This window comes from Streptomyces sp. H27-C3 (genome assembly GCF_030063415.1).
Classification (GTDB): domain Bacteria; phylum Actinomycetota; class Actinomycetes; order Streptomycetales; family Streptomycetaceae; genus Streptomyces.
Genome location: NZ_JASITA010000030.1, coordinates 1 through 23,699, shown reverse-complemented (window position 1 = coordinate 23,699; position 23,699 = coordinate 1). Strand labels below are relative to the sequence as shown.

The following is a 23,699-nucleotide window of genomic DNA, read 5'->3' as shown; positions in this document are numbered from 1 at the left end:
GGAGCGAACCCCGATGACCCTGGCCCAGGCGCCCCTGCTCACCAACGGCGCGACACACTCTGCCCAGACCTTCCGGATGATGATCCGCGACCTGGCCCGCGGCTCCGAAGGCGTCACCGAAGGCAACGACCTCAAGGTCACCCCGCTGGCCGTCCCGACCGGCGGGATCCTCGTCGGCGACGGCTCCGGCATCGTCCGCGGCCGCGCCGCGACCTGGCAGGGCCACTACACCGCCTACAACATCGGCTCGGCCACGGTGAACATCGCCCCGGCCGGGGCGAACCCGCGCACCGACATGGTGATGCTGCGCGTCCTGGACCCGGAGTACGAGGGCAACCAGAACCCGGCCCGCGACCCCATCGTGTTCTTCGACGTCGCCTCCGGGGTGTCCTCGACGGCCACCGCGCCGCCCTCCGGGTACTCCGCGATCCCCCTGGCCCGCATCGCCCTGCCGGCCAACACGGGCACCGTCACCGCCGGAATGATCACTGACTTGCGGCGGATCTGCAACCCGCGCAAGGACCGCACCCTGAACGCCTCGTACCCCACCGCGACCAGCGACCTGACGTACTCCGACAACAAGTGGCACAACTGGCCCGCCGCGGCGACCTGGAACATCCCGGTCCCCTCGTGGGCGGTCTCGGCGAAGGTCATGGTCACGTTCGCCGGGCTGCGGATGACCAAGGCGGACGTCTACGCCAAGATGCAGACCATCCTGGGCACGGGCACCGGCGCCGTGCTGGGCGAGGACACCTTCATCGACGACGACCAGGGCAACAACACCCGCCGCAGCACCATCGTCCTGGGCGACAACCTCCCCGTGCCGGCCGCCATGCGCGGCACCACCCAGCGCCTGACCGTGCAGACGTACATGTACAAGGCGCCCACCGGCGACCTGCGCGTCGACTCGGGCACCTCAATGTTTGCGGACATCGAGTTCATGGAGGGCATCGTCTGATGGCCTCGCACTACCGCTACCTGGCCCAGCACGCCCTGACCGGGGAGATCATCGCCCCCGACATCCCGCTGTCCGACGTCGAGTTCGGGCCCGAGCTCAACGGACCCGGATCGCTCACCGGGAAGATCGCCCCGCGCTTCGCCCGCTCCCTGCCGGCGATGGCGGACGAGGGCAACACCCTGCTGTACGCCGAGCGCGACGGCTTCCTGCGCTGGGGCGGGCTGCTGTGGCAGGCCACCCCCGAGGACCAGACCCTGTCCCTGGAGGCGGCCGGATGGTCGTCGTACCTCCAGCGCCGCCACGACGTCCACGGAGAGCTCAACGGGCGCGGCCCGTACGTGAACGCGGACCCCTGCAAGGTGATCCGGGACATCTGGGCGTACGCGCAGTCCCTCCCCGACGGGAACCTGGGCGTCGCCGTCGACGCCACCACCTCCACGGCGAAGGTCGGCACCACCGCCGAGCCGCTGAAGTTTTCCTGGTGGGAGGAGCCCGTCCTCGGTGACGCCGTCGACGACATCGTCTCGGGCGACGACTCCCCGGACTACACGTGCGACACCGCCTGGGGCAGCAACGGCACGATCGTGCGCCGGGTGCGCCTGGCCTACCCCCGCCTCGGCACCCGCCGTACGGACGTGTCCTTCTCCAGCGGCATCAACGTGCTGGACGCCCCGCCCGTGCCCCGCTCGGCCGACGAGTACGCCAACACCGTCATCGCCACCGGCGCGGGCGAAGGCCGCTCCAAGCGCCGGCACATCGACAGCGTCCGCGACGGCCGACTGCGCATGGAGACGGTCCTGGCCCTCCCGGAGGTGAAGGGCACCGACATCCTCGCCAAGCGGGCCGTCGCCGAGCGCCAGCGCCGGCAGATCCGCGGCACCGTCGACCAGATCCGCATCCAGCCCGACCACCCCGCAGCCCCGCTCGGCAGCTTCCAGATCGGCGACGACGTCTACACCCAGATCCGCAACGACTGGACGCTCTACACCGGGTGGAGCCGGGTCGTGGGCTGGACCGTGAAGCCCGGCGGCAACGACGGCGAGAGCGTCACCGTCGACCTGGCCCGCGCCGACTCCTTCCACTACGGATCGGCGGCCGCATGAGCAACTTTGACATCGGCGCCCGCCTGGCAGCCCTGGAGCGGCAGGTCGCCCGCATGCAGCGCTCCACCCGTCTCAGCCACGCCTCCCTGGAGGACACCGCCCTGCAGGTCTACGACCAGGACGGCTCGCTGCGCGCCATCATCGGGCAGCAGGAGGACGGCACCAGCGGCGTCACCGTGGTCAACGGGCCGCCGCCCCCGCAGCCGGCCGCCCCCACCGTGCTGCCCTCCCTCTCCGGCGTGGCCGTCGCCTGGACCGGCACCTTCACCGACGCCGTGGCCGCCCCGCTGGACTTCGCCCGCGTCGAGATCCACACCACCGCTGCGCCCGACACCCCGCTGGGGACCGCGACGCTGAAGGCCACGCTCGAGTCCCCGCGCGGCGGCACCGTCCTGGTCACCGCGGCGCAGCCGGTGTACGTCCGTCTCGTCGCCCGCAACACCTCCGGCACCGCCTCCGTGCCGTCGGCCGCGGCCGGGCCGGTCGGGCCGGCCGCCGTGGTCGCCGAGGACGTCCTGGACGGCATCATCAACGAGGCGAAGCTCGCCGACGAGGCCGTCGGCCGGATGAAGCTGCAGATCGGCGCCGTCGGCTACAACCAGCTCGGCATCGGCACCGGGAACCTGATACCCGATCCGTCCTTCGAAGGGCCCCTGACCACCAACCTGATCGCCACCAACACCGCCTGGACCTTCACCGACGGCAACCGCTCCGCACGCGCCCTGCGGGTGAGCGCCACCGCTCCTGCGGCCAGCATGGCCATCCAGCTCACCGAGATCCCCCTCTCACCCGGTGACCGCTTCTTCTGCGCCTTCGACGCCCGCGTCAGCGCCGACTGGAACGCCGACTCGCTGCGCTGCTACTTCCGCTGGTACGACGCCGCAGGGGCGACCCTGGGCTACGGCATCACCAAAGCCACCCCCGTCCCCGGCGGCGCCTGGACGCGCTACAGCAGCCAGCAGCAGGCCCCGGCCGGGGTCGCCCGGGCCGCCGTGTGGCTGTCGAACTTCCCCGGCACCGGCACCGCGGCCGGCACCGGCGACTTCGACAACGTCGAGGTGAAGACCGTGGTCGGCGCCGGCATGGTGCTGGCCGACTCCATCGGCACCCCGGAACTGATCGCCGGATCGGTCACCGCCGAGATCGTCGCCGCGAAGACGCTGACCGCCCGGGAGGTCAAGGCGCTCTCTCTGACCGGCAACGAGATGGCCGCCAACACCCTGACCGCCAACCACATCAAGGCCGGCACCCTCAGCGCCGACCGGCTCGCCCTGGGCGTGGACGGCAACGTCATCGGCGACCCCTCGTTCGAGGGCGAGGTCAGCGTCCAGCGCGTGGCGGGCGACGCGAACTGGTCGGTCGTCACCCCGGGCTCCACCACGCCCAAGGCCGTCCGGGTCAACGCCGCAGCGGCCACGGCCACCAGCCGCACCCTCACCCTGGCGACGCTGCCCGTACTGCCCGGGCAGAAGGTCTACCTCAGCGTCGACTACCTCGCCGACGCCGCCTGGGCCGGAGCGAGCGTCAACATCTTCGCCCAGTGGCTGGACGGTACCGGCACGTCCCTCGGGTACAGCACCATGAACGCCGCGACCGGCGGCGGCGTCGTCCGGGGCACCTGGACGACCCTGGCCGGCGTCCCGGCCAACGCCTCCCCGGCCAACACCACCAGCGCGCGGGTGTGCCTGGAATCCCTCGACTCCACGGCCGGCACCGTCACGTTCGACAACGCCGAGTGCCGGATGGTCGTGGCCTCCGGGTCCGAGGGCGCCCGGGCGGAACTGTCGCCGCTGGGCATGCGCCTGTACGACGAGGACGGCGAGGAGGCTCTCGCCCTGGTCACCGGGTCGCCGAACTACGTCACGCTGCGCACGGCGGGCGAGTCGGTGGCCACCATCGACCAGGCCGGCGTCGCCTCCTTCCAGTCCCTGAACGTCGCCGACGGCCTCACCTGGCGCGGCGACGACCTGACGACGTTCCTCAACCTGGCGCCGCGCGGCATCCAGGCCATCGACTACCAGGTCACCGGCGTCACCGCGACCGGCACCGAGATGGGCTTCGTCGAGCTGGCCTTCGACGCCGAGGCCGACCGCATGTACCGGGTCGTCTTCGACGCGTACGCCGACCCGTCGGTCGCCGGCGGCGAAGTCGTCGTCTACCTGCGCGACGGTGGCACCAAGTCGCCGACCATCACCTCCCCGCAGATCCAGTCCGTGACGTACCCGATGCCCACGGCCGGCTCCCGCCGGGTGCGCCTGGAGGATCTCCGGCACGGGCAGGGCTGGGTGGTCGGCACCCACCACCTGCTGATCTCCTTCAAGAACCAGGCGGCTCCGGCCGGCGCGACGGTGCGCATGCAGGGCGGCAACTCCTACCGCGGTTTCCTCTACGTGGAGGACGTCGGGGGCCTCGTCCTCGAGACGGGCCGCTACAACACCGGCGGCGGCAGCACGACGGACCCGCCGCCCACCACGCCCGCCCCGAAGAAGTACGTCAAGACGTACGGCGCCATCTGGTCCGGCTCGTACGCGCGCCGCGCGGGCTACAACAGCTACTACGGCAACCAGATGCTGCAGGGCTACTACTCCTCCACCAACGGCACCCAGGCCAGCCTGGTGGGCTTCGGGGGCTCGCTCTCCTCGGACCTGTCCGGCGCGACCATCAACAAGGCGGAGCTGTATCTCTACTTCGCGCACTGGTACTCCAACGCCGGCGGGAAGGCCGTCATCAAGGCACACGGCCTGACGTCGCGGCCCTCCACGTTCTCGAGCGACAGCGAGGCCATGACCGTCTCCTGGGCCCGCAACCAGGGGAAGTGGGTCGACATCACCGCGATCTTCGACAGCACCAAGTGGAGGGGCATCGCCTTGGACCCCAACTCCACCTCCAGCACGTACTACGGGCGGGCCACGGGCGTGGGGGAGGGTAACCCACCACAGCTGAGAGTCACCTACACGAAGTGACCCCGGCAGTCCGCCGGCCCCTCCGTCGCCGCTCGACGCGGGGGAGGGGCACACCGGGCAGCACATATCATTGATCACGGCACTTCTGGGCGACCCTCCGCCCGTACGCCGGCCGCGCTCGCGGTCCGCACCACACCCCCGAGGGATCCTCCGGACGCTGACACGCGCGCCGGCCGGACATCGCCCATCGGGCGCGGGGAGAAGCGGACCAGTCGGTGCCCACATCGCATGGCGTCCTCGTACGCCGCTACGACCATCACCCTGCCCTCGGCCGGCACCAGGTCCTCGACGCCCGCTCACTGCGGCACCAGACCCGCCACCGCGGCGAGACACTCCGCACGGCAACGTGGGAGCCGGGCATACCCGTTCTGGACCAGCAGAACCTCACGGCCCAGGGCATCCGGACCTCGCAGCTCGTCACGGGTGCCCAGGACGTCGACGAACTCGGCTCGTGCACGGCCAACGCCGCCGCGACCGCGCTGTCCGTGCTGCTCGCCCCCGCCGACCTCGAGCGCGCGGGCCTGACGCCGCTGCACCCGGGCCGGACCGAGGAGTGGGCGATCCGGCTGTACGCCGAGGCCACCCTCGTTGACGAATACGTCCCCTACCAGTGGCCGCCCGCGGACTGCGGAAGCTCCGGCCTCGGCGTCGCCACCGCGCTGCGCGCCCGGGGACTGGTCGGCTCTTACACCCACGCCCTTAACGCCGACGCCCTCGCCACCGCCCTGCAGAGCGGGCCCGTCCTGCTCGGCCTGCCCTGGTTTCAGGGCTGGTTCACGCCGGGCGCCGACGGCTTCGTCGACACCGTCCCCTACTGGCGCACGTCCGGCCTCACCGGCGGACACGAGGTCTGCGCCATCGCCCTTCAGGACGTCGCCCAGGACCACGCCGGGCGGGTCATCCCCGAGCGGACCGTGCTGCGCATCCGCAACTCCTGGGGCCCCTCGTGGGGCCTCGGCGGTGACTTCCTTCTCCGCCTGTCCACCTACGTCGCGTTGCGCGAGCAGATCGACGCGATCCAACTCCACGCCTGACGAGGAGAGCTGTGACTTCCTTCCACGCCGCCATCGTCCATCCCGACCAGTCCGTCACCTACTGCGGCGAGGTCGAGCAGGCACACGTCGACGAGGCCCGCGCGATCGCCGGCATCGAGACCGCGCCGCGCTTCGTCGCCGAGCACCCGCGCCGCCCGGGCTCCGTCTTCGTGCTGCGCGCGGACGGGGATCTCGACTGGTACGAGCCCCTCGACGCCGCCCCGTTCGTCATCCGCCGCCCCGACACCGCGGCCCGCCTCGACCTCGCGACGGCCGTCGAGGAGGACCTGCCGGCCGCCGCGGACCTGCCGCGCGGCGCCACGGGCACCGTGTGGATCTCCGGCGCGATCCGCCTCGGCGACGGCTCCATCGGCGGAGCGATGGACACCCCCGGCAACCCGCCGCGCGTGACCCACCACTCCACCGAGTCCCCGGCCGGCGGCAGGTACCTCGAGTCGGTGGGCTCCTACCTGCTGCGGGTCGCCGCCGAGCCGCAGCTCATTTACTGCCCCGTCACCGACCGCGTCGGCCAGTTCGGTCCGCTCAGCCAGAGCGGCAGGGCGCTGCGCAACGACGGCACCCGCCGGACGAACAGGGAGGGCCGCGTCAACGTCCAGATCGAGGTCCTCGGCTACGCCAAGAACCCGTGGACCACCAACTGGGACCCGGCGAAGAAGCCGGGCTGGCAGAAGATCCTGTCCGCCGCCAGGTCCTGGGGCGTCCCCGATGCCTTCCCGGCCGGCCCGCCGGCGAAGTACCCGGGGCCGGGCAAGTCGCGCTCGCGCACCGTCTGGCAGTCCAAGGGCGGTCACTTCAGCCACGGAGATGTACCGGGCAACGACCACGGCGACCCCGGTGCGATCAGCACCACCAAGGTCCTCTTCAAGAAGGCCACGGCCCCGGACCCGGACAAGCCCACCCCGGCCAAGCCGAAGGTGTCCGTCGCCCACCTGGTCACCGCCGCGAAGAAGGACGTCCCGGCACCCGACGGCCACACCACCTACCCCACCGAGGTCCGCCTGGTGGAGAACGCGCTCGCCGCCGAGGGCCTGCTCAGCAAGTCCTACGCCGACGGGTCCTTCGGTACCAAGACCGTCAACGCCTACGCCGCCTGGCAACGCAGCAAGGCCGGCGGCTCCTACACCGGCGACGCCGCCAACGGCATCCCCGGCCTGACCTCCCTCAAGCGCCTCGCCGCCCGCCACGGCTTCACCGCAACCGCCTGACACCCCAAGGAGAATCCGCATGTCGCAGTCCACCTCCGCGCCCAGCCTCCTCGCCGACGTCGCCGAGCGCACCGCCCTCACCTACGTCGAGGCGTTCCTCGGCCTGCTGCTCGCCGCGGCGACCACCGACGTCGTCGACCTGTCCTTCCTGCAGTCCGCGGCCGTCGCCGCGATCCCGGCCGGACTCACCGTCGTCAAGTCCGCGATCGGCAGCCGCCTGGGCCAGGTGGGCACCGCCTCCTGGCTGCCGGCGAAGGCCGACCGCGACCTCCGCCTCTGACCCTGCCACCGAAGGAGAGCCATGCCCGACGGAGAGGTAGCACTCGAGCTGTCCGAACTCCGGCGCTCCCTCGAGGTCGGGCTGGCTCGCATCGACGGCCAGCTCGCCCTCATCGTCCAGCGATCCGACCAGATCGACAAAGACGTCGTGGACCTCCAGACCCGCGTCATCGCCCTGGAACGGGCCCGCTGGCCGCTGCCCACCCTCAGCGTCCTCATCGCCCTGGGCGCCCTCGTCCTCGGCGCCTGGGGCGCGCTGGGCAAGTGAACCGGCCCCCAGACCAAGGAGCACCGCGTGACCTGGCCCGACGTCATCTGGAGCGCCCTGCTGCTCGCCGGTGCCGGCTACGAGCTGTTCGCCATCCGCAGCCGCGTCGAGGGCGACACGCTCTCCGAGCGCCTGCGGGAGTGGCTGCGCACCCGTACCCGCACCGGCCGGGCGGTCTTCGTGACCGCCTGGCTCGCGCTGGCCATCTGGTTCCCCCTGCACATCACCGACGTGCTCTGACCATCTCGAACGAAGGAAGACCTCCCATGCGTCTCCGCTACGCCGCGGCCGCGGCCGCCGCATCCGCCGCCCTCATCCTCACCACCGCCACCAGCGCCTCCGCACACGCCGACGGCGGCAGCGTCGTCGACCCGACCCGCGGCTCCGCAGCCTGGTTCAAGCACGATGGCGACGTCTTCTGGTCCCAGGACACCAAGGCCGACGGCCACTCCGCCGTCACCCGCGTCTACGTGCCCTCCGTCGGCATCGCCGACAACCTCTGGAACCCCGACGGCAACGGCGCGGCCCGCTACAAGTCCTACGGCACCGCCATACCCGAGGGGACGACCGTCTACTACCAGGCGTGCATCGGCGAACACGGGACGAAGAAGATCCTCCAGTGCACCCCGGGCTGGGGCCAGGGCCGGGCCTGACGCCCTACGCCGCCCGCAGACCTCACGCCTGCCGATCAGCGCAGGCACCTGACGAAGGATGTGCACATGACCGCTTGGACTCCCAAGCTGACCAACGTGGACGGCCGCAACGGCACCACAGGCACCGGCGAGTACGTCGACGCAAACGGCGCCGTGACCTTCACCGCGCAGATCGTGGCGAAGACGGAGACGTCCGCGGCCACCGACGCCGGCTTCGGCCTCACCCTCCCAATCCCGGCGAAGCCGGGAATCCGCGTCGTCTTCCAGCTCAGCCTCGACGGCCGGGACGCCGACCGTGGCGTATGGACCGGCGAGGCCCAGATCTACGCCGGCAGCGACGGCAAGACGATCGACCGCCTGCGCTCGACGGGTACGGAGAATGGCGCGGCCGTGCAGAACATCGGTCACCTCTACGGCAACGCCGAAGGGGCCGACGAGGCGGAGATCATCACCGTCTCCGGGTCGTACATCCGCGCCTGAGCGTTCGCCCCGACCGGGCACCGGCCAACCAGCGCAGCCCCGGCCTCGGCCGGGGCTTTGGTCATGCCGGGACCGCGACGGGCCGGTAGACCAAGGTGTACCGCTCGGCCAGGACCACGGTCTCCAGCACCCGGGCCGGGCCGGCCGCCGGGCGCTCCACCCGGAGCATCGCCGTGACCAGCTGGCCGGCCACCCCCTCCAGAGCGCGGGCCTCTGCGTCCATGGCGGGCCGGGAGGTGATCTCCTCCTCCACCCCGGTGGCCTCGGACCTCTTGCCGCCCGCGAGGGCGTGCACGGTGACCAGCTGCACCGGCGCCCCGTCCTGCCGGAAGAGGCGCACGCTGCGCCGTACTTTGCGCCCGGCCCGGACACCCAGGTGCCGTGCCACGGCCGCGGAGGCCGGCACGTCCGTCTCCGCCTCCACCTCGATCGCGTCGGGGAACAGCCCGGACTCGCCCGTCTCGAGCCGGAACAGCGGCTGGCCCGGCTCGTCCGGCTCGTGATGCACCAGACGCTTGGGGGCGGGACGCTCGCGCACGTACGTGCCGTCGCCGGAACGGGCCTGCAGCAGCCCTTCGGCGACCAGGACCTTGCGGGCTTCCAGGATCACCGTGTCGGAGACGCCGAACTGCTCCTGCAGCTCCGACAGGGAGCCGATGCGGTCGCCCGGCTTCAGGAGGCCGTCGTCGATCTGTCCGCGGAGCGTATCGGCGACCCGCCGATACGCAGTCGTGCGCCTGGCCACCAGGTTCCCCTCACTCGTCCCGTACGGATATGCCGATGCTCTCTGGTGGTAGACCCAGCCGGACACGCTGCGTCTACCACCACAAACCATCGGCATACACCCATTGCCCCCGGCTGACTGCAAGACACGGCGGTGTGTCCGACTGCCGTGTCTTGATAATCATGTCACGGCATTCGCCCCGGTCAGGGGAACTGCCTCCCGCAGGCCGACCGTTCCCGCCCGGACGGCTGCCGCTCACTCAGAAGGGCCCCCGCTCCCGGAGATCCAGCTCGGGAATGAGGGCCCTTCTCGGGCGGTGCGGCAGGACTACGGGCGGGTGGCGATCAGGGCCTCGGTACGGATGGTCTCCTCGTACCGGCCGGCCCGGTCGTGGTCGAGCAGCGCCTGGCGCAGGTCGCGCTCGAACCTCTCCCGGCTGTTCCCGAGCTGGGCCGGCGTGGAGTAGGAGTTGGAGAACTGCAGGCCGATCAACTCCTCAAGACTGCGCACCACGGGCTGGTCCCAGGACACCGTGGTGATCTGGGAGAACGCGGAACGGGCGAGGGTGTCGCGGAACTGCTCCTCGGGCTCGGGGTAGAAGCCGCGGCCCGCACGCCGCGCGGTGCCGAGGTAGGCGGCGCGGACCTCGGCGACCACCGGCGCCCATGCCGGGAGCGGAGTGGTGCCGGGCGGCCCGGCGGACACGACGACCACCCCGGCACCGGGCGCGGTGAGCTTGTCCAGGTCGGCCAGGACCTGGTCGCGGTTCATCCAGTGAAACGCCTTCGCCATGACGCACAGGTCCAGCGGCGGCAGGCCCATGGTGAGCAGCGCGGCGGAATCGCCGTGCCGCCACTGGACGTTGCCCACGCCGCGCTCCGCGGCGAGCAGGCGTCCCTCTTCGAGCATCCCGGCCGCGGGGTCCACCGCGATCACCTCGGACACGAGCGGGGCGAGCGGCAGGGCGACGGTGCCGGGCCCGCAGCCAAGGTCCAGGGCGCGCTGGGTGCCGTCCAGGGCGAACCGGTCGGCGAGCTCGGTGAACAGACCGTCGGGGTACCAGGGCCTGAAGCGTGCGTAGAAGGGCTCGGCGCCGACGAAGGCGCGCGGGTCTGTTTTCATCGGATCTCCACGGTGGAGGTTGAGGGTCAGTCGGCCAGGTTGGCGAGGAAGGACTCGGTCGCGGTCCACGGCGTCAGCTCGATGCCGAACCCGCTGTGGCTGCCCGGGCCCTGGATGTGGACGAGCCGTCCGGACAGGTAGACGGTGTCGCCGGTCCGGAACGCCCCGGTGTACGCGCCGAGGTAGCTGCGCATGTGGGAGATCCGGCGGGCGAAGATGGCGGGCTCGTCGATCGTGGAGGCGATGACCGTGGTGACCTCGATCCCGTACAGCGCCGGCGTCGCGAGACCTTCGGTGTGGTCGGTGATCCGGGCCAGTACGGAGATCGCCCCCACCTCCTGGGCCACCACCCCGACGAAGGTCTTGTCGCCATCGGCCCGCAGCGGCTCACAGTTGATGTGCGCCCCGGCCCCCGCGGTGAGCCCCTGGAGTTTGCGGGCCTCCTGACGCATCAGGGCGTCGAAGGAAGAGCCGGCCATGTACTTGGCCCGCCGGATGTACAGCCGAGTGAGGGTGTCGCCCGCGTACGGCTCGATCAGGGACCGCTCGGCGAACAGGGCCTCGGCCGCCTCGTACCCGCGCGGCCCGTAGCAGACCAGGTCGATGTCGGAGCGCTCGTTGCAGGCGCCGACGAGGAACGAGCCGGTCACCCCGATGACGTCGGCCGCGCCGACCTCGACCACCCAGTCGATGATGGCCAGCAGGTCCTTGGCCACCGGGGAGCCGTCGAGGGCCTCGGGCGACTCGTGGAGCGCTGCCAGGGTCTGGCGGCACGAGTAGTGCGTGACGACGTCCTCACGCGGAACCCCGGTGATCACGCATCCCACGGCGGGGGAGTAGACGTAGCACTCCGGCCGGTCCGCGAGGATCCCGAACGCCTTGGAGACGACGCTGTTCTGCCGGTACGTCCGGCCGAACAGCAGCCGGTCCCCGCGGGCGTCCGGGTAGTACTTCACGTACCCCAGGAAGTGGGTGCCCGGGTGGACGTCCCCGATCACCTTGAAGATCACCCCGGAGCGGTCCAGCAGGTAGTCGCGGTCACGAATGGTCGCCAGCGCCGTACCGAACGGCGAAGTCGTCGAAGGCGGGGAACAGAGTGGTATCGACTTCTCCGCTGCGCTCATATTGCTCGAGTCCCTTCATGAACAGGTGCCGGCGGTACTGCCACTTGAGGTGCTTGTCCGCGCGGGACGGGTCGGTCGGCCTCATCAGGGCCAGGAAGAACAGGGCCTTGACGAGGAGGTAGGCGCCGAGGTGCTGGCTGACCCTCTGGCCGGTGACGCTCTCGCTTGCCTCGTCCAGCACGGACAGGAAGCGCCGACGCTGCGTGGCGGTGGCGGTGTAGCCCTTGTTGCCGCCCTTGAAGGGGACGACCTCGAGCGTCGGCAGTACGTCGTAGCCCAGCGGCACCACGCCGTGGTGCTGCCAGTCGATGACACCGGCGGGCAGGACGTTCGGCAGGCCGTAGTCGAGGTGGCCGCGGCACAGCGGCACGGAGTCGAGCTGGTCCAGCGCCTTGCCGAGCGCGGCGTGGGTGCGAGCGGTGTCCAGGTCGGGGTTCTCCTTGAAGACGTTCACGGTGAAGCCGGCCTGCTCCACCCACTCGCGCAGCAGGCCGGGCGCCGGGGCGACCGGGTGGGCCGCCTGCGCGAGCAGGAGGCGGGCGGAGACCTGCGCGGCGAGGTCGACGACCTCGTCTGACAAGGTGCGGCCGCCGTTCAGGGAGGCGACGGCGAGGTCGTGCAGCGTCTGCTTGCCCAGGGACTGCTCGACGACGAAGACGTGCCCGTCGTCGGTGAGGCCCTCCTCCAGGAGGTGCGGGACCGGGTACTGAAGGTCCTCGAGCTGGCGCTGGAACGCCGCCTCGGCGCGCAGGCTCTCGCCGCCGGTGCGCCGGTAGCGCTGGCCGTCGGGCGAGACGTACACCGCCCCGTCGCTGTCGGCGGTCCGCTTCTTGACGAACCGCCACTCGGTGGCCTCCATCAGTTCGCTCCTCTCTCCGGTTCCGGGGTGGAACCTCGTGTGGTCTCGTGGGCGGCGATGGCGTGGGCCAGCGCGCGGGCGTCCATGACCCACCGCATATCACCCGCCTCGACATGGCGGCGCAGCTCGTCGAGGACTTCACCCGCCGGTGTCGCCGGGCGGGCGAGGTGGGCGCGCCGGCAGAACTTCAGCAGGCTCGGGAGCCGGGCCGCGTCAATGCCGGCGCGCTCGCGCAGGGACGCCAACGGCAGGAACCAGGTGACGAACAGTTCCTGCAGGGGCGGGGCGACCCGGTGGACCTCGTACAGCCGCGCCAGCAGCCCCGTGTCGTAGGGGATGCGCCCGTGCAGCGCGTACCGCAGCCGAGCGGCGCCGTGCCGGCGGAACGGCAGCCCGTACGCCGCGACGTTGGCCGCTGCGTTCTCGGTGACCGTCATCACCGGCCGCTGCGCCCCGTGCCCGGCGGCCGCGGCCAGCACGGCGACGTGCAGGCCGGCCCGCGGGTCCAGGACCAGGCCGTCCAGCCCGAGCGGGGCCAGGCCGACTCCGTGGTCGCGGGTCCGGGACAGCACCAGCCGCGGCGGGGTGTTCTGCGCGATGTTCAGCAGGTGCGAGGGCGTACGGGCCCCGGCGGCGAGGAAGTCCTCCCGCTCGAGCACCGGTTGCCCGGCGGGCCGGTCGAAGACGAGCAGCCGCCGCCGCGCCGCGAGGGTCTGGTCGCAGCCGCATGCCCGGCACGCCTGGTGGGCGACGACGCCGGTCATGTGCCCGCAAGCCGAGCAGAGCCGGACGTCGACCGGGGCGACGGCGAGCGTGCCGGCCTCCAGGAGTCGGCCGACCATCTCGAGCGCCAGGGCGGCCACCGGGGGCGCGGTGTCGGTGAGCACACCGGCCGGGGGCAGCTCGCCGGGCGCGTACTTCGCGGCGACCGCCTGCTCCTCCCGCTCCGGGCGGCCGAGCGACTCGCCGGCCTCGCGGTGGCGTACGTCGCCCGACAGGGTCACGGTGTTCCACAGATGGGCCACCGGCCGCGCGCCGAGCAGTGCGTTGAGGGCCGCGGCCGCGCGGATGCCGGCCGCCTTACCCGGCCGGTCGGCCAGGGTGAAGTCCCCGTTCTGGACGGGGCCGTTGACGTACAGGACGTTCATGGCCGCCCCCTCAGCAGTCCGGCTCGGCGGTGGCCGCGGCGTGGAAGTGGCCGGCACGCAGCTCGTAGAGCAGGACGGAGCCGTTGGGTGTCTTGCGCAGGCGGGCCTCCTCCACCAGGTCGGTGACGGGCCGCTCCTCCAGGACCGAGCGCAGCGCGAGGATCGCGGTGTGGTGGGTGACGGCCACGACGTCGCCGGGCGTGCTGCCGGCGGCGGCGCGCACCTGGTCGACGTAGGCGACGGCACGCGGCAGGACTCCTTCGGCGAGCGATTCGCCGCCGGGGCCCGGGGGAGTCCACAGGTGCTTGCGCGAGCGCCGGTCCTCGGCGCCGTCGGGGTAGGTGGCGAACAGCTCGCGCTTGGTCATGTAGGTGGCCTCGGCGTAGTGCTGTTCGTTCAGGAGCGGCGTCACCCGGGGCTCGCGGCCCGGCAGGGCGAGCGCCGCGGTGTCGAGCGCGCGCCGGTACTGCGAGGTGTGGAGGCTGAGGGCCGGCCCTGCGCCGAGCAGGTCCGCGAGGGCGCCGCGCAGCCACACGGACTGCAGGAAGCCGCGGGGCGTCAGGCCGACGAGGTCACGCGAGAGGGCGTGGGCGGCCGGGCCGGTCCAGGGGCGGGGGTCCTGGTAGAAGCCGGTGTGCTTGGTGGCGTTCTCGGTCGACTCGCTGTGACGGACGACGGCGACGAGCATGGGTCAGCACCCCCGAGGGAAGGACCCGGGCGAGGGTGGGCACTGCGGACAGTGTCCACGCCGTTACTCGCCCGGCGCTTCTCACCGTACCCCAAACCCAATACACATGTAAGAGTGCCGGAATGATCGAGTCAGGAGAGTGCCGGGTGCTGCGTCACCGATACCCTGTACGTCTCACGCCGGAAGGACCGATATGCGCACCGCCCGTTCCACCGTGGTCGTCTGTACGCGGTGTGCCGCGGAAGTCCCGCGTCCGCCTGACGTGCAGTGGCGGCCCCTGTGGGACGAGGGCTGGCGGTGGATCGGCTCCCAGAACCTTTTCTCGTGTCCCGCCTGCCCGCCGGTGATCCTCGTCGACGAGCAGGGGCGGCACCGCGCGCCGCAGCAGGTCGCCGGCAGCTAGCGCCGTTCCGGCCCGGCGCCGGGGGATCAGCGCAGGGTGCCGGGCAGGTCGATGATGACGGGCTGGTACGGGTCGGTCCAGCCTTCGGCGGACGGCTGCGGGTCCATGTCCACCAGGAGCACCCGCTGCCGGGGGTCGTCGGCGAGGAGCGCGGAGAGGTCGATCTCGGCCGTGGTCTTCTCGTCGCCGCCCCGGGCGTTGGGTACGACGCGGGGGAGGTCCTGATCGCTCACCGGTGCTCCAAGGGTCTCGTGGTCGAAGGGCGTTACGAGCGTACGCGCCGCCGCCGACACCGCGGGAGCGGTTGTGCCGGCTGCCCCTACCGGCCGCCGATGGTGCGGATCACCTCGGCCGCGTCCCGGTCGTCGCGCAGGGACAGCTCGGTGGCGAGGGCGGAGAGCTTGCCGGCCATCTCCATCAGCAGGCTCGGCAGGATGCACTCCTCGTCGGATCCGGCGGCGGCGATCCGGGCGTAGGACTTGCCGAGCTGCTCGGAGAACTCCGCCTCCAGGGCGGCGCCTTCCTCCTGCGGGGACCTGGAGGAGGGGAGGGTGACGTGTTCCATTCCGCGGTCGGCCATCAGGCAGGCCAGGCGGATGCACTCCTGGTCGAGGACGGCCATGTCGACGTACATGCGGGAACCCTTCGCGGCGGTTGCAGGTGTCCTGCTTACCACTTCCGGGGACCTGGGCACGCCGAACCGCGGCGGTGAACGTCCGCCCCCGCCCGGCGCGGACGACTACCGATTGCGCGTGAGCCGTCCTATGAACGCCCGGAAGAACACCACCGCTAGCAGCGTCACCACCACGACCAGCCACGTCCGCGGCTCGGCGTCGCTGGAGCGGGCGATGACCACGTAGGCGAGGCCGGCGGCGAATCCGAGCAGGCCGCTCAGCACCGTGCGGTGCCACTTCTTCCACTGCTGCTGTGCCATGTCGTTCCCCTCACCGTCGAGCCGCCACCCTAGGTGATCTCTCCCGCGTGTCCGATCCCGGTGAAGGTGGCGAGGTCGAGCGTGAGTGACCTGCGGTTCGCCACGTAGGTCGCGGCGGAGCCAGGGTGAAGTGTCCAACTGAGCGTGGCGAATGGCGGGAGCGGGCGGCCGTTTGTTACGCGGACTGCCGACCGCGTTGGCGCAGTCTTCCAGCGGTTCGCCGGGTCGAGCGCGCCGCTCGCCACATCCTTCGCCAGGTTCACGCGTAAAGGGCACCGCGGGTCGCCGGAGAGGGTGTGTCCGACCCGCGTGTATCAATAATAAGAGCAAACAGCCGCAGGCCCTGTTCAGGGGGCGGCGGGCGTGGGATCGCGTGTGCCGGGGGGCCGGAGGGTCGCAATGTTCGGATCGGAACTACGCGTTGCGTCTCGATTCGACACGAACCGAAACGATGGGCCAGCTGGGGGAGGGGGCCGGTGATCGTTAGCTACTTGCTCTTATTAAGTGACACGAGGGTCGGACACGTCGCATACTCGAAGGCATGCCCACCCCGCCGCGCAGCGCCCGCCGAGCCGTCGAGCTGTTCGTCGCCACGTTCCGCAGCGTCCAGACGCGCGGCCAGCGGCGCACGTACATGGAGGAGTTCCTGCTCTTCCTCGCCGGGGCGCTCGCCTCGAACGAACGCGAACTGCTCACCTCCGACCTCCTCGACGAGGAAGCCGTCCTGGTCTGGCTCACCGCGGCCCAGCGCGGCGCGACCCGCCGGCGCACCGGCATGCAGGGCCCGCACACCGCGGCGTCCGTCTCCGCCATGGCCGCCCGCACCACCACCATCAACAAGTTCAGCGCCCACTACCGCCGGCCGCTGAACCTCCCCGTGCCCCAGGCCACCCTCGCCGACCGGCTCAGCCCCTCCGAGGCCGTCCGTACGCTGCGCCTGCTCTCCGGCCACCCGCCGGCCAAGATGTTCTCCGCCACCTGGCAGCGCACCGTCGCCGTGCTCGCCCTGGCCGTCGCCACCCGCCGCGGCATCGGCGACCTCCACCCGCTGCGCCTGGAGGACCTCGAGCTGAAACGCCGGCTGCCGCGCGTACGGATCGGCGAGGACGAGTACTTCCCCCTCGACACCCTCACCACCACGATCCTCAAGCGCTGGCTCGACACCCACGCCGCCCTCACCGCCCAGGAGAAGGACGGCGCGAGCCACGGCCTGCAGGGCGGCCAGGTCCAGGAGCTGTGGGTCACCACCGCACCCGGCCGCCCCCGCGCCGGCCAGCCCGCCCGGCGCCCCGGACTGCCCGCCGCCCGGCGCACCCTGGAATCCGCCCACCGCACCCTGATGATGGAAGCCCTCGGCTCGCCCCTGCTGCTCGAGCAGTTCTGCAGCGTCGACCCCGACGAGTAGCGGGCGACGCCGGCCGTCAGTCGGCGTCGGGCCGAGGACGGTGCTCGTCGACGAGTTCGGTCAGCCACTGCGGGATGGCATGGCCGGGAGTGCCCGGCTCGAACGCCCGCTCCGCCTGCTCGCCGGTCTCGGCGTGCGCGCGGTCCAGGGCGGGGCCGCGCACGATGACGGTCCCCAGCTGCTCCCAGCGGTCGCGGCGCTTCTCGTACGTCAGCTCGGCGACGGACGCGACCATGCCCTTGCCGATGCCGGCCGCGATCTCCCAGTGGCCCGGGATCTCGGCCGTCACCTGCTTCGTCGGACGTGTGGTGTTCGCCATGGGGTTGCCGTCTCTTCCTCGTGTCGCGGGGCGCCCCGAGGCTACCGGCCGGCGGCGTCGTCCCGGGCCTGTACGGGAAGATTCAGCCTCCCGGATGAGGGATTCACCTGGGACGGGTCGGGCGCCGCTCCGGCCCCGATAGGCTCCGGCCCATGTCGATTCCCCACCAGGCCCAGACCGCCGAGCCCGCGCCCAGCGCGGCCTCCATCTCGGCGGCGATGGCCGCCCTCGGCGTGTACGCCCAGCCCCCCACCGACGCCGAACTGGAAGAGCAGGCGCGGTCCGTGGGCGGCGAGCACGTCCTGGCCGCCGTCCTCGCCAACGCCCTGTACGGCGCGTCGATCGGGGCGGGGATGCTCGCCGAGGGGCACATGCTCGCCAAGGGCGCGGGTGCGCCGGAGATGACGCTCGCCCGCCAGCAGGTGATCAAGGCGTCCGGCGCCGAGGGCCCTGGCGTGGTGGGGGCGCTGCACTGGCAGACCGGGCACGTCTCGCAGTTCCTCAAGGACATGGACGAAGGGGACTGCGGTCCGGTGATTGCTGCGGCCGCCAGGTCGGCGCGCGCACTGCTGGCGCTGCTGGCCTGCTCGACCGTGACTTCCCTCGAGGGCGAGGGCGCTGCGCGGATCCTGGAGGAGCTGGACCGCGCCCGCAAGGAACTGGCCGAGGCGCAGGCCGTCCTCGACGAACTACCGGCCCTCGCTGAGGCAATGTTCCCCGACGGCATCCCCGGCCTGTAGGCGCCCACCCACCCGCCGGCCGGGCCCGGCTAGACCGAGCGGATTGAGCGCCGTCGCCGGGAGTCGGTGTTGCCGACCTTGCGCGGGGCTTCCGCGCGGGCGTCGGGGGTGATCGGCGGGTCGACGAGCGCGGCCGCGACCAGGCGGCGCAGGTCGGGGTTGGCGGAGAAGAAGTACCTCGCATTGATGCGGTGGCCGCCGGCGTCGTCCCGCACCAGCAGGCCGATGGTGCTCAGCCGGGCCAGGGCGTCGTACACCGTGGAATCGGAGAGCTCCATGTCAGCCGCGGCGTCGTCGACCGCGACGTTGATGTACGCGAAGAGACCGCCCTGACGCTCTATCCAGTCGAGCACGCAGCGCTGGGCCGCGCTCAAATTCAGCGCGTAGAGCGGCGGGGTGACGAACTCGTGCTCAGGGTCGAACGGGACCGGTGCAGTAGTCATCAGCTCGTCTCTCCAGCAGCTCGGCGGATCGGCGTCGCCGCCAACCCCGCAGTCTTCTTCTGGGCCCTGGTCCGGGCCCTCGTCTCCGCGGCCTTCGTCTTGTCCTCGGCCCTCTTGTCCGGCGCCACCCGAGGCGGGGCGAGCCGCTTGCAGGCGGTGACGTGGGTGCTCCCGGCTCCCTCCCAGTATCGGAGCGGTGTCAACTGATACGCGGCGGCCCGCGGCGAGGGCTTGAGCAGCAGCGCCATCTTCGTCAGCCGGGCCAGCGCCTTCTTGCACGTCGAGGCATTCGTGTCGATCTCCTCGGCCAGCGCGTCCGGCGTGACGCGGATCGCCGCGCTCGCCGCGCCGTGCTCGCGCAGCCAGTCCAGCGCCGCCCACTCAGCCCCGGTCAGCCCCAGCTTGTAGAGCGGGACCTCGCTGCCCGTGGACTGCAGGGTGTACCCCTTGCCCTCGAAGTCGTGCGGCACCCGGGGCTTCGGCTCGACCACCTCCCCAGTGTCCTGGTCGACCAGGGCCAGCCGCCGGCCCCTCCGTCGTGTCGTCATGCCGCTCCTTACTCGTTCGCGCATCTTTAAGGGGCACTTTTTCGCCCCTTAACTCCGAGGAACAACCCCTTGCGCGTGCACAGTAGCTGATCGATGTCCGGAGAACCGGCCGTAACGCGTGGTTCTGCGTGACGTTCTCCGGCCCGTGCAACCGGGCAGGTAGCTGTCCGATCCCGGTGAAGGTGGCGAGGTCGAGCGTGAGTGACCTGCGGTTCGCCACGTAGGTCGCGGCGGAGCCAGGGTGAAGTGTCCAACTGAGCGTGGCGAATGGCGGGAGCGGGCGGCCGTTTGTTACGCGGACTGCCGACCGCGTTGGCGCAGTCTTCCAGCGGTTCGCCGGGTCGAGCGCGCCGCTCGCCACATCCTTCGCCAGGTTGACCTGGAATTCGCCAGGTTCACGCGTAAAGGGCAGTAGCAGGGAGAGGAGACGGAGCGTCAGCTAAGGGGGCATTTTCCGCTCCCTACGGTGCGGTTTTTCACCCCTTAGCCCAGCGTTTGCCCAGGTCAGAGGCACGTCCCCCTTCTGTCGGTAAACGTGCGCGCGAGTACCACATCAGCCACACGCCCCTCAACCACCCACGCCCCGGCACCAGTCGACGTTCACCTGAAGGGCCGTCACCGCAACCGCGCAGCAGCAGCGAGGAGCCGAAGGACGTCGGTCTACCGCGGGCCAGCGGTCGCAGTCGTATGGCTGAGCAGGCTTCGCGCGCGGCTCCGTGGAACCCCGCGGACCGTACGCGGCCCAGCGTTGCTGCGTCTCGCGTTGGCGCGGACCGTGACGGTCAAAAGCATGAGGCGTGGCAGGGACCGGTGGGGGGCTGAGCGAACCTCGCGCGGGCCGCATACCGCGCGGCGGGCTTCGTCGGGGCTGGCGGTCGGGGGCCGAGGTATCGAAGGGGGTCGTGGCCGGTCGCCGCAGGAGGGGAAGCATGGGTCCAAGCCACCGCCGCGGGCCGGTGAACGCGGGGCAGCGGGCGAAGAGCGGTCCCGGGTCGCGGCCCTCGCCGGGCCACCTGACCAGGCCCAACACCCGCCGCGATCAAGTCCGTTCGGGACTCCCGGCGATCTGTTGATGTCCATCCGGACACCGAGCTATGTTCCTGCCACCCGAAAACGGCGGGCGGGAATTCCCGCCGTATGACGAAAGGAAAAACACGTGACCGATCACGCGCGCACCCCGGACGTGACCTCGTACCTGGCAGGGGCCGGCGAGCCCGGGGACGTGTTCGCCGCCCTCGCCGCGGCGGGCTGGGCGCAGCGCGCCGATCCGCGCGACAATACCGAGGCCACCGCGCCCAACGGGCTGGCCCGCCTGGTGTTCCAGCCCGAGTCCGAGGAGTACGCGGCCGGCGGCCCGCTGTGGAAGGTGGAGGCGACCGGGTTCCCGGACGGCGCGTCCCACGAGGCCATCACTCGGCGGCCGTACGGCTGGAGCGCCGCCTTCGACGCCGACGTACCGGTCGAGCTGATCGTGGCCTTCCTCCGGCGCCTGGTCGACCCGGCCGGCATCGACCGGTCGGCGCCGGTACCCGACGACGCGCTCGCCCTGCCCGCGTAGGGGCACAGATGCCCCGTGCCTGGCCCGGCCCCGCGGATATCGGGGCCGGGCCAGGCACGGGGCCAGCGTAGCCCGCGGCGTGTACTACGCCGCGGTGAGCTTCCGCGCCTGCTCGAAGTCGGCGTCCGTTGACGGCTGCCCGTCGGGGCGGGCGTACTCGTACGTCACCGTGCGACCGGTCGTCACGGGAAACAGCTCCAGTTGGCCCGGGCAATGCACGGCCGAGGCGCTCTCGTTGAGATCCATTCGTTCACCCTGCCCGGCCCGGCCTGCGGACACCAGTCGGACTTACGGACGACGGCCGCCCGGGAGGCGCACCAGGGCCTGGCCGAGCTGGGCGGCGGTGACCGGCCCGTGTTCGGGCAGCTCGGCCTCCTGCCAGGCGTTGAGCGCGACGTCCTTGTCGCCCTCGGCGGCCGCCAGGACGTGGCCCTTGGCCTCGTCCTCGCCGATCGTGTCGGTCTCCGGGCCCAGGTCCATCAGGTGCACCGCGACCCGGGCCTTGTGCATCGGGTTGGAGGCGAGGGCCTCCATCTCCTTGTAGACCAGTACGCGGCGGCCGACGAGGCTCTGCGCACGGCTGGTCATGGCGGTGCCGGCGTCGGTGTCGCCGCGGTCGGTGCGGATGACCTCGAGCTCGCCGGAGACGTTGCGCAGCTGCAGGACGCCGCGCGTGCTGGTGTCCTCGACGGTGACGGCCAGCAGCGTGGCGGGGAACTTGGTGGCGTTCGCGAGGCGCTGGAGGTCGCGGGCGACGACGTCGCCGAGGACGAAGAGGTCGACGGCCAGGGCGCGGACGCGCGCCTGCCACTGGGGTTCTTCGCCGGGCGGACAGGGGCCGGCCGCCTGGGCGGCGGCGACAACGAGGGGCTGGTGGCTGGTCACCCTCACATGATGGCCTGTCGTGCCGTTGGCGGTGGGGCCGGGAAACGGGAAACACACCGCCGGGGGCGGTCGCTGGCTCCTCCGCCGCTGCTGCCTGAGCGGCGGCGGAGGACGCCCGGCGTCACAGGCGGCGCATGACCGCCACGACGCGTCCGAGGATCGAGGCGTCGTCACCGAGGATCGGTGTACGCCGCGTTGTGCGGGAGCAGCCAGACGTGGCCGTTCTCGCGCTTGAGGCGCTTCACGGTGGCCTCGCCGTCCAGCATGGCCGCGACGATGTCGCCGCTGGCCGCGTCGGGCTGACGGCGGACCGTGACCCAGTCGCCGCTGCAGATGGCCGCGTCCACCATCGAGTCGCCGACTACCTCGAGCACGAACAGCTCGCCGTCGCCGACCAGTTGGCGGGGAAGCTCGAGGATGTCCTCCACCTCCTGTTCGGCGGTGATCGGTGTGCCGGCGGCGATCCGGCCGACCAGCGGGACGCTCGCCGTGGCCGGAAGGTCCGCGGCCGCGGTGTCCTCGGTGTCGTCCTCCGGCGCGGCCGGCAGCGCGTACGCACGCGGCGTGTGCGGGTCCTTGCGGATCGCTCCCTTGCGCACGAGCGCGGAAAGCTGGTGCGCGACGCTGGAGGTGCTTTTCAGGCCGACGGCCTTGCCGATCTCCCGCATCGAGGGCGGGTAGCCGTGCTGCGCGACGAAGTCGCGGATGGTGGTGACGATGTGGCTCTGCCGGGTGGTCAGTCCGTCAGCGTTGGTCCGGATGCCCGGGGGCCTCCCGGGGCGTGCTGTGGTGCTCGTGTCCATGACCTGTGCCCTCCCTCACTGGTGATCATGGTGGGATCAGAACCGTATCCCGACCTCTCCGGATATGGGAACACTATTTCGATTCTGGACGTTCGTCCGGCGCACGGGCGCTGGCCTGCGTGATTGCCGCGCAATCACGGGTGCGGCTCGTCCGGGCGGCTTCCGGCGACGGCGCCCACAGGCGCGCCGCCGACCTCTACTCTGGCGGGCAGCCGCCCGGGGGCCGCCCCGCGCCGTACCTGCAGGGAGTACACCGTTGCCGTCGCGCGGAACGCCGAAGTGCCCGAAGTGCGGCGGCACTTACGTCCGGCTGTGGCTGCCCGGCCCCTCGGTCGAGGTCCTGGTCGATGCGGCCCGACCGGCGGCCGGGGTGCTGGCGGCCCTGGTGCACTCGGACGACTGGCCGTCCCCGGCCGGGGACCCGATGCTGGTGCTGTGCGCGGTCTGCGAGCAGGACTGCGGCAAGTACCCGCGCCAGCACGGGCATCCGCTCCACCAGGCGGCCGTGCCCGTCACCGAGGACGGGCCCTGGCTGCCGGCGCGGGAGTGGCAGGTGCAGGATCTGCGCACCGACTACTTCGGGACGGCGCTGCAGCAGCTGATCGACGCATACGAGGAGACGCTGACCGGCGAGGAGCAGTACCGGTACGGGCGTGGGCGTGACGACCCGCCGGGCCGGGGCGCTCCGGAGAAGGGTGGTCAAGGCGTTGACCACGAGGCGTCAGGAGATGGCGCAGCACGGGGTGGTGAAGGCGTTGACCACCCGCTGACCGTGGATGATGCGTTGCAGGCGGTCCGCGACGCCCGCGACGCGGAGGCCCGGGCGCTGGAACGGCTCGGCGAGGCGCTGCGCACGGAGCATGCGGCAGGCGCAGGGAAGCGTGAGCTCGGCCGGCGGGCCGACGGGGTGATGTCCCTCCCGCTGGTACGCCGCGCCCTGGCGGAAGGTGGTCAACGCGTTGACCACCCCTCGGCCGAGGGCGGCCCGGCGTAAGAAACAGCGGGCCCCCGCCCCTGCTGGTGGGCAGGGCG

The 23,699-nt window shown here is 71.7% G+C and carries 29 protein-coding genes and 1 pseudogene; 15 read left to right on the top strand and 15 right to left on the bottom strand.

The features are described 5' to 3' along the window. Positions 1 to 13: 13 nt before the first annotated feature. From QMK30_RS26365 to QMK30_RS26320, 10 genes are all read left to right on the top strand, one after another. Complete coding sequence (locus QMK30_RS26365) at positions 14 to 958, top strand: hypothetical protein (RefSeq protein ID WP_283520815.1); 945 nt, start codon at positions 14 to 16, stop codon at positions 956 to 958. Further along, entirely contained in the window at positions 958 to 2,061 is a 1,104-nt protein-coding gene (locus QMK30_RS26360) for a hypothetical protein (protein ID WP_283520814.1), read from the top strand. The genes QMK30_RS26365 and QMK30_RS26360 overlap by 1 nt, the downstream gene beginning before the upstream one ends. Beyond that, the gene (locus tag QMK30_RS26355; RefSeq protein WP_283520813.1) at positions 2,058 to 5,024 is read left to right on the top strand and encodes a hypothetical protein; all 2,967 of its coding nucleotides are present in this window, start codon (positions 2,058 to 2,060) and stop codon (positions 5,022 to 5,024) included. The genes QMK30_RS26360 and QMK30_RS26355 overlap by 4 nt, the downstream gene beginning before the upstream one ends. Before the next feature lie 215 nt (positions 5,025 to 5,239). Continuing rightward, entirely contained in the window at positions 5,240 to 6,058 is an 819-nt protein-coding gene (locus QMK30_RS26350) for a hypothetical protein (RefSeq protein ID WP_283520812.1), read from the top strand. A gap of 11 nt (positions 6,059 to 6,069) precedes the next feature. After that, a complete protein-coding gene (locus QMK30_RS26345) occupies positions 6,070 to 7,284 on the top strand; it encodes a peptidoglycan-binding domain-containing protein (RefSeq protein WP_283520811.1) in 1,215 nt (404 codons plus the stop codon). A 19-nt stretch (positions 7,285 to 7,303) separates the two neighbouring features. Beyond that, positions 7,304 to 7,564 carry a hypothetical protein gene (locus QMK30_RS26340; protein ID WP_283520810.1) on the top strand — a complete coding sequence of 87 codons (261 nt, stop codon included), beginning with the start codon at positions 7,304 to 7,306 and terminating at the stop codon, positions 7,562 to 7,564. A gap of 21 nt (positions 7,565 to 7,585) precedes the next feature. After that, a complete protein-coding gene (locus QMK30_RS26335) occupies positions 7,586 to 7,831 on the top strand; it encodes a hypothetical protein (RefSeq protein ID WP_283520809.1) in 246 nt (81 codons plus the stop codon). A 27-nt stretch (positions 7,832 to 7,858) separates the two neighbouring features. Further along, complete coding sequence (locus QMK30_RS26330; protein WP_283520808.1) at positions 7,859 to 8,071, top strand: hypothetical protein; 213 nt, start codon at positions 7,859 to 7,861, stop codon at positions 8,069 to 8,071. A gap of 26 nt (positions 8,072 to 8,097) precedes the next feature. Next, positions 8,098 to 8,484 (top strand): hypothetical protein, encoded by a 387-nt coding sequence (locus QMK30_RS26325; protein ID WP_283520807.1) that lies wholly within the window; start codon positions 8,098 to 8,100, stop codon positions 8,482 to 8,484. A 66-nt stretch (positions 8,485 to 8,550) separates the two neighbouring features. Beyond that, the gene (locus QMK30_RS26320; RefSeq protein ID WP_283520806.1) at positions 8,551 to 8,964 is read left to right on the top strand and encodes a hypothetical protein; all 414 of its coding nucleotides are present in this window, start codon (positions 8,551 to 8,553) and stop codon (positions 8,962 to 8,964) included. 61 nt (positions 8,965 to 9,025) lie between these two features. Here the strand turns inward: QMK30_RS26320 and QMK30_RS26315 are convergent, their stop codons facing one another. The 6 genes from QMK30_RS26315 to QMK30_RS26290 form a co-directional block, all read right to left on the bottom strand. Continuing rightward, positions 9,026 to 9,709 (bottom strand): GntR family transcriptional regulator, encoded by a 684-nt coding sequence (locus QMK30_RS26315; RefSeq protein WP_283520805.1) that lies wholly within the window; start codon positions 9,707 to 9,709, stop codon positions 9,026 to 9,028. Between the two features lie 306 nt (positions 9,710 to 10,015). Further along, the gene (locus QMK30_RS26310; RefSeq protein WP_283520804.1) at positions 10,016 to 10,810 is read right to left on the bottom strand and encodes a class I SAM-dependent methyltransferase; all 795 of its coding nucleotides are present in this window, start codon (positions 10,808 to 10,810) and stop codon (positions 10,016 to 10,018) included. A gap of 26 nt (positions 10,811 to 10,836) precedes the next feature. Beyond that, positions 10,837 to 11,934, bottom strand: coding sequence for a hypothetical protein (locus tag QMK30_RS26305; protein WP_283520803.1), 1,098 nt, complete (start codon positions 11,932 to 11,934; stop codon positions 10,837 to 10,839). Further along, positions 11,849 to 12,793, bottom strand: coding sequence for a phosphotransferase (locus tag QMK30_RS26300; RefSeq protein ID WP_283520802.1), 945 nt, complete (start codon positions 12,791 to 12,793; stop codon positions 11,849 to 11,851). Before QMK30_RS26300 ends, QMK30_RS26305 begins: the two co-directional genes overlap by 86 nt. Beyond that, complete coding sequence (locus QMK30_RS26295) at positions 12,793 to 13,941, bottom strand: hypothetical protein (protein ID WP_283520801.1); 1,149 nt, start codon at positions 13,939 to 13,941, stop codon at positions 12,793 to 12,795. The genes QMK30_RS26300 and QMK30_RS26295 overlap by 1 nt, the downstream gene beginning before the upstream one ends. Before the next feature lie 10 nt (positions 13,942 to 13,951). Then, positions 13,952 to 14,629, bottom strand: coding sequence for a histidine phosphatase family protein (locus QMK30_RS26290; protein ID WP_283520800.1), 678 nt, complete (start codon positions 14,627 to 14,629; stop codon positions 13,952 to 13,954). Between the two features lie 193 nt (positions 14,630 to 14,822). Here QMK30_RS26290 and QMK30_RS26285 point away from each other — a divergent pair, with 193 nt between their 5' ends. Continuing rightward, a complete protein-coding gene (locus QMK30_RS26285; protein ID WP_283520799.1) occupies positions 14,823 to 15,032 on the top strand; it encodes a hypothetical protein in 210 nt (69 codons plus the stop codon). A gap of 26 nt (positions 15,033 to 15,058) precedes the next feature. On the opposite strand, the gene QMK30_RS26280 is transcribed toward QMK30_RS26285, so the two are convergent. The 3 genes from QMK30_RS26280 to QMK30_RS26270 all read right to left on the bottom strand — a co-directional run bounded on the left by QMK30_RS26280 (position 15,059) and on the right by QMK30_RS26270 (position 15,966). Beyond that, positions 15,059 to 15,265 (bottom strand): AAA family ATPase, encoded by a 207-nt coding sequence (locus tag QMK30_RS26280; RefSeq protein ID WP_283520798.1) that lies wholly within the window; start codon positions 15,263 to 15,265, stop codon positions 15,059 to 15,061. An 86-nt stretch (positions 15,266 to 15,351) separates the two neighbouring features. Continuing rightward, positions 15,352 to 15,666 carry a hypothetical protein gene (locus QMK30_RS26275; RefSeq protein WP_283520797.1) on the bottom strand — a complete coding sequence of 105 codons (315 nt, stop codon included), beginning with the start codon at positions 15,664 to 15,666 and terminating at the stop codon, positions 15,352 to 15,354. Between the two features lie 105 nt (positions 15,667 to 15,771). Then, positions 15,772 to 15,966, bottom strand: a complete 195-nt coding sequence (locus QMK30_RS26270) for a hypothetical protein (protein ID WP_283520796.1) — start codon at positions 15,964 to 15,966, stop codon at positions 15,772 to 15,774. Positions 15,967 to 16,507: 541 nt separating this feature from the next. On the opposite strand from QMK30_RS26270, the gene QMK30_RS26265 reads away from it, so the two are divergent. Then, positions 16,508 to 17,371 (top strand): hypothetical protein, encoded by an 864-nt coding sequence (locus QMK30_RS26265; protein WP_283520795.1) that lies wholly within the window; start codon positions 16,508 to 16,510, stop codon positions 17,369 to 17,371. A gap of 16 nt (positions 17,372 to 17,387) precedes the next feature. Here the strand turns inward: QMK30_RS26265 and QMK30_RS26260 are convergent, their stop codons facing one another. Then, positions 17,388 to 17,690 (bottom strand): hypothetical protein, encoded by a 303-nt coding sequence (locus tag QMK30_RS26260; RefSeq protein WP_283520794.1) that lies wholly within the window; start codon positions 17,688 to 17,690, stop codon positions 17,388 to 17,390. A gap of 152 nt (positions 17,691 to 17,842) precedes the next feature. On the opposite strand from QMK30_RS26260, the gene QMK30_RS26255 reads away from it, so the two are divergent. After that, the gene (locus QMK30_RS26255; protein ID WP_283520793.1) at positions 17,843 to 18,430 is read left to right on the top strand and encodes a DUF6245 family protein; all 588 of its coding nucleotides are present in this window, start codon (positions 17,843 to 17,845) and stop codon (positions 18,428 to 18,430) included. A gap of 29 nt (positions 18,431 to 18,459) precedes the next feature. Here QMK30_RS26255 and QMK30_RS26250 read toward each other — a convergent pair whose 3' ends face one another. Both QMK30_RS26250 and QMK30_RS26245 read right to left on the bottom strand, forming a co-directional pair. Beyond that, positions 18,460 to 18,873 (bottom strand): MarR family transcriptional regulator, encoded by a 414-nt coding sequence (locus tag QMK30_RS26250; protein ID WP_283520792.1) that lies wholly within the window; start codon positions 18,871 to 18,873, stop codon positions 18,460 to 18,462. After that, complete coding sequence (locus tag QMK30_RS26245) at positions 18,873 to 19,421, bottom strand: MarR family transcriptional regulator (RefSeq protein WP_283520791.1); 549 nt, start codon at positions 19,419 to 19,421, stop codon at positions 18,873 to 18,875. Before QMK30_RS26245 ends, QMK30_RS26250 begins: the two co-directional genes overlap by 1 nt. A gap of 1,156 nt (positions 19,422 to 20,577) precedes the next feature. On the opposite strand from QMK30_RS26245, the gene QMK30_RS26240 reads away from it, so the two are divergent. Beyond that, positions 20,578 to 20,979, top strand: a complete 402-nt coding sequence (locus QMK30_RS26240; RefSeq protein WP_283520790.1) for an SPDY domain-containing protein — start codon at positions 20,578 to 20,580, stop codon at positions 20,977 to 20,979. A gap of 84 nt (positions 20,980 to 21,063) precedes the next feature. Here the strand turns inward: QMK30_RS26240 and QMK30_RS26235 are convergent, their stop codons facing one another. The 3 genes and pseudogenes from QMK30_RS26235 to lexA all read right to left on the bottom strand — a co-directional run bounded on the left by QMK30_RS26235 (position 21,064) and on the right by lexA (position 22,667). Beyond that, complete coding sequence (locus QMK30_RS26235) at positions 21,064 to 21,225, bottom strand: hypothetical protein (protein WP_283520789.1); 162 nt, start codon at positions 21,223 to 21,225, stop codon at positions 21,064 to 21,066. 42 nt (positions 21,226 to 21,267) lie between these two features. Further along, positions 21,268 to 21,864 (bottom strand): hypothetical protein, encoded by a 597-nt coding sequence (locus tag QMK30_RS26230; protein ID WP_283520788.1) that lies wholly within the window; start codon positions 21,862 to 21,864, stop codon positions 21,268 to 21,270. A gap of 121 nt (positions 21,865 to 21,985) precedes the next feature. Beyond that, positions 21,986 to 22,667, bottom strand: a pseudogene (lexA, locus tag QMK30_RS26225) (transcriptional repressor LexA). Positions 22,668 to 22,923: 256 nt separating this feature from the next. Between lexA and QMK30_RS26220 the strand changes: the two are divergent. Then, complete coding sequence (locus QMK30_RS26220; RefSeq protein ID WP_283520787.1) at positions 22,924 to 23,661, top strand: hypothetical protein; 738 nt, start codon at positions 22,924 to 22,926, stop codon at positions 23,659 to 23,661. Positions 23,662 to 23,699: the final 38 nt, after the last annotated feature.

What these genes read in the sequence shown, in the direction of transcription:
- QMK30_RS26355 (WP_283520813.1), top strand. Translation starts at nt 2,058, where the DNA reads ATGAGCAACTTTGACATCGGCGCCCGCCTGGCAGCCCTGGAGCGGCAG.
- QMK30_RS26265 (WP_283520795.1), top strand. Translation starts at nt 16,508, where the DNA reads ATGCCCACCCCGCCGCGCAGCGCCCGCCGAGCCGTCGAGCTGTTCGTC.
- QMK30_RS26365 (WP_283520815.1), top strand. Translation starts at nt 14, where the DNA reads ATGACCCTGGCCCAGGCGCCCCTGCTCACCAACGGCGCGACACACTCT.
- QMK30_RS26235 (WP_283520789.1), bottom strand. Translation starts at nt 21,225, where the DNA reads ATGGATCTCAACGAGAGCGCCTCGGCCGTGCATTGCCCGGGCCAACTG.
- QMK30_RS26285 (WP_283520799.1), top strand. Translation starts at nt 14,823, where the DNA reads ATGCGCACCGCCCGTTCCACCGTGGTCGTCTGTACGCGGTGTGCCGCG.
- QMK30_RS26250 (WP_283520792.1), bottom strand. Translation starts at nt 18,873, where the DNA reads ATGACTACTGCACCGGTCCCGTTCGACCCTGAGCACGAGTTCGTCACC.
- QMK30_RS26275 (WP_283520797.1), bottom strand. Translation starts at nt 15,666, where the DNA reads ATGTACGTCGACATGGCCGTCCTCGACCAGGAGTGCATCCGCCTGGCC.
- QMK30_RS26360 (WP_283520814.1), top strand. Translation starts at nt 958, where the DNA reads ATGGCCTCGCACTACCGCTACCTGGCCCAGCACGCCCTGACCGGGGAG.
- QMK30_RS26270 (WP_283520796.1), bottom strand. Translation starts at nt 15,966, where the DNA reads ATGGCACAGCAGCAGTGGAAGAAGTGGCACCGCACGGTGCTGAGCGGC.
- QMK30_RS26295 (WP_283520801.1), bottom strand. Translation starts at nt 13,941, where the DNA reads ATGAACGTCCTGTACGTCAACGGCCCCGTCCAGAACGGGGACTTCACC.
- QMK30_RS26290 (WP_283520800.1), bottom strand. Translation starts at nt 14,629, where the DNA reads ATGCTCGTCGCCGTCGTCCGTCACAGCGAGTCGACCGAGAACGCCACC.
- QMK30_RS26255 (WP_283520793.1), top strand. Translation starts at nt 17,843, where the DNA reads ATGTCGATTCCCCACCAGGCCCAGACCGCCGAGCCCGCGCCCAGCGCG.
- QMK30_RS26310 (WP_283520804.1), bottom strand. Translation starts at nt 10,810, where the DNA reads ATGAAAACAGACCCGCGCGCCTTCGTCGGCGCCGAGCCCTTCTACGCA.
- QMK30_RS26300 (WP_283520802.1), bottom strand. Translation starts at nt 12,793, where the DNA reads ATGGAGGCCACCGAGTGGCGGTTCGTCAAGAAGCGGACCGCCGACAGC.
- QMK30_RS26260 (WP_283520794.1), bottom strand. Translation starts at nt 17,690, where the DNA reads ATGGCGAACACCACACGTCCGACGAAGCAGGTGACGGCCGAGATCCCG.
- QMK30_RS26245 (WP_283520791.1), bottom strand. Translation starts at nt 19,421, where the DNA reads ATGACGACACGACGGAGGGGCCGGCGGCTGGCCCTGGTCGACCAGGAC.
- QMK30_RS26340 (WP_283520810.1), top strand. Translation starts at nt 7,304, where the DNA reads ATGTCGCAGTCCACCTCCGCGCCCAGCCTCCTCGCCGACGTCGCCGAG.
- QMK30_RS26305 (WP_283520803.1), bottom strand. Translation starts at nt 11,934, where the DNA reads ATGAGCGCAGCGGAGAAGTCGATACCACTCTGTTCCCCGCCTTCGACG.
- QMK30_RS26325 (WP_283520807.1), top strand. Translation starts at nt 8,098, where the DNA reads ATGCGTCTCCGCTACGCCGCGGCCGCGGCCGCCGCATCCGCCGCCCTC.
- QMK30_RS26335 (WP_283520809.1), top strand. Translation starts at nt 7,586, where the DNA reads ATGCCCGACGGAGAGGTAGCACTCGAGCTGTCCGAACTCCGGCGCTCC.
- QMK30_RS26320 (WP_283520806.1), top strand. Translation starts at nt 8,551, where the DNA reads ATGACCGCTTGGACTCCCAAGCTGACCAACGTGGACGGCCGCAACGGC.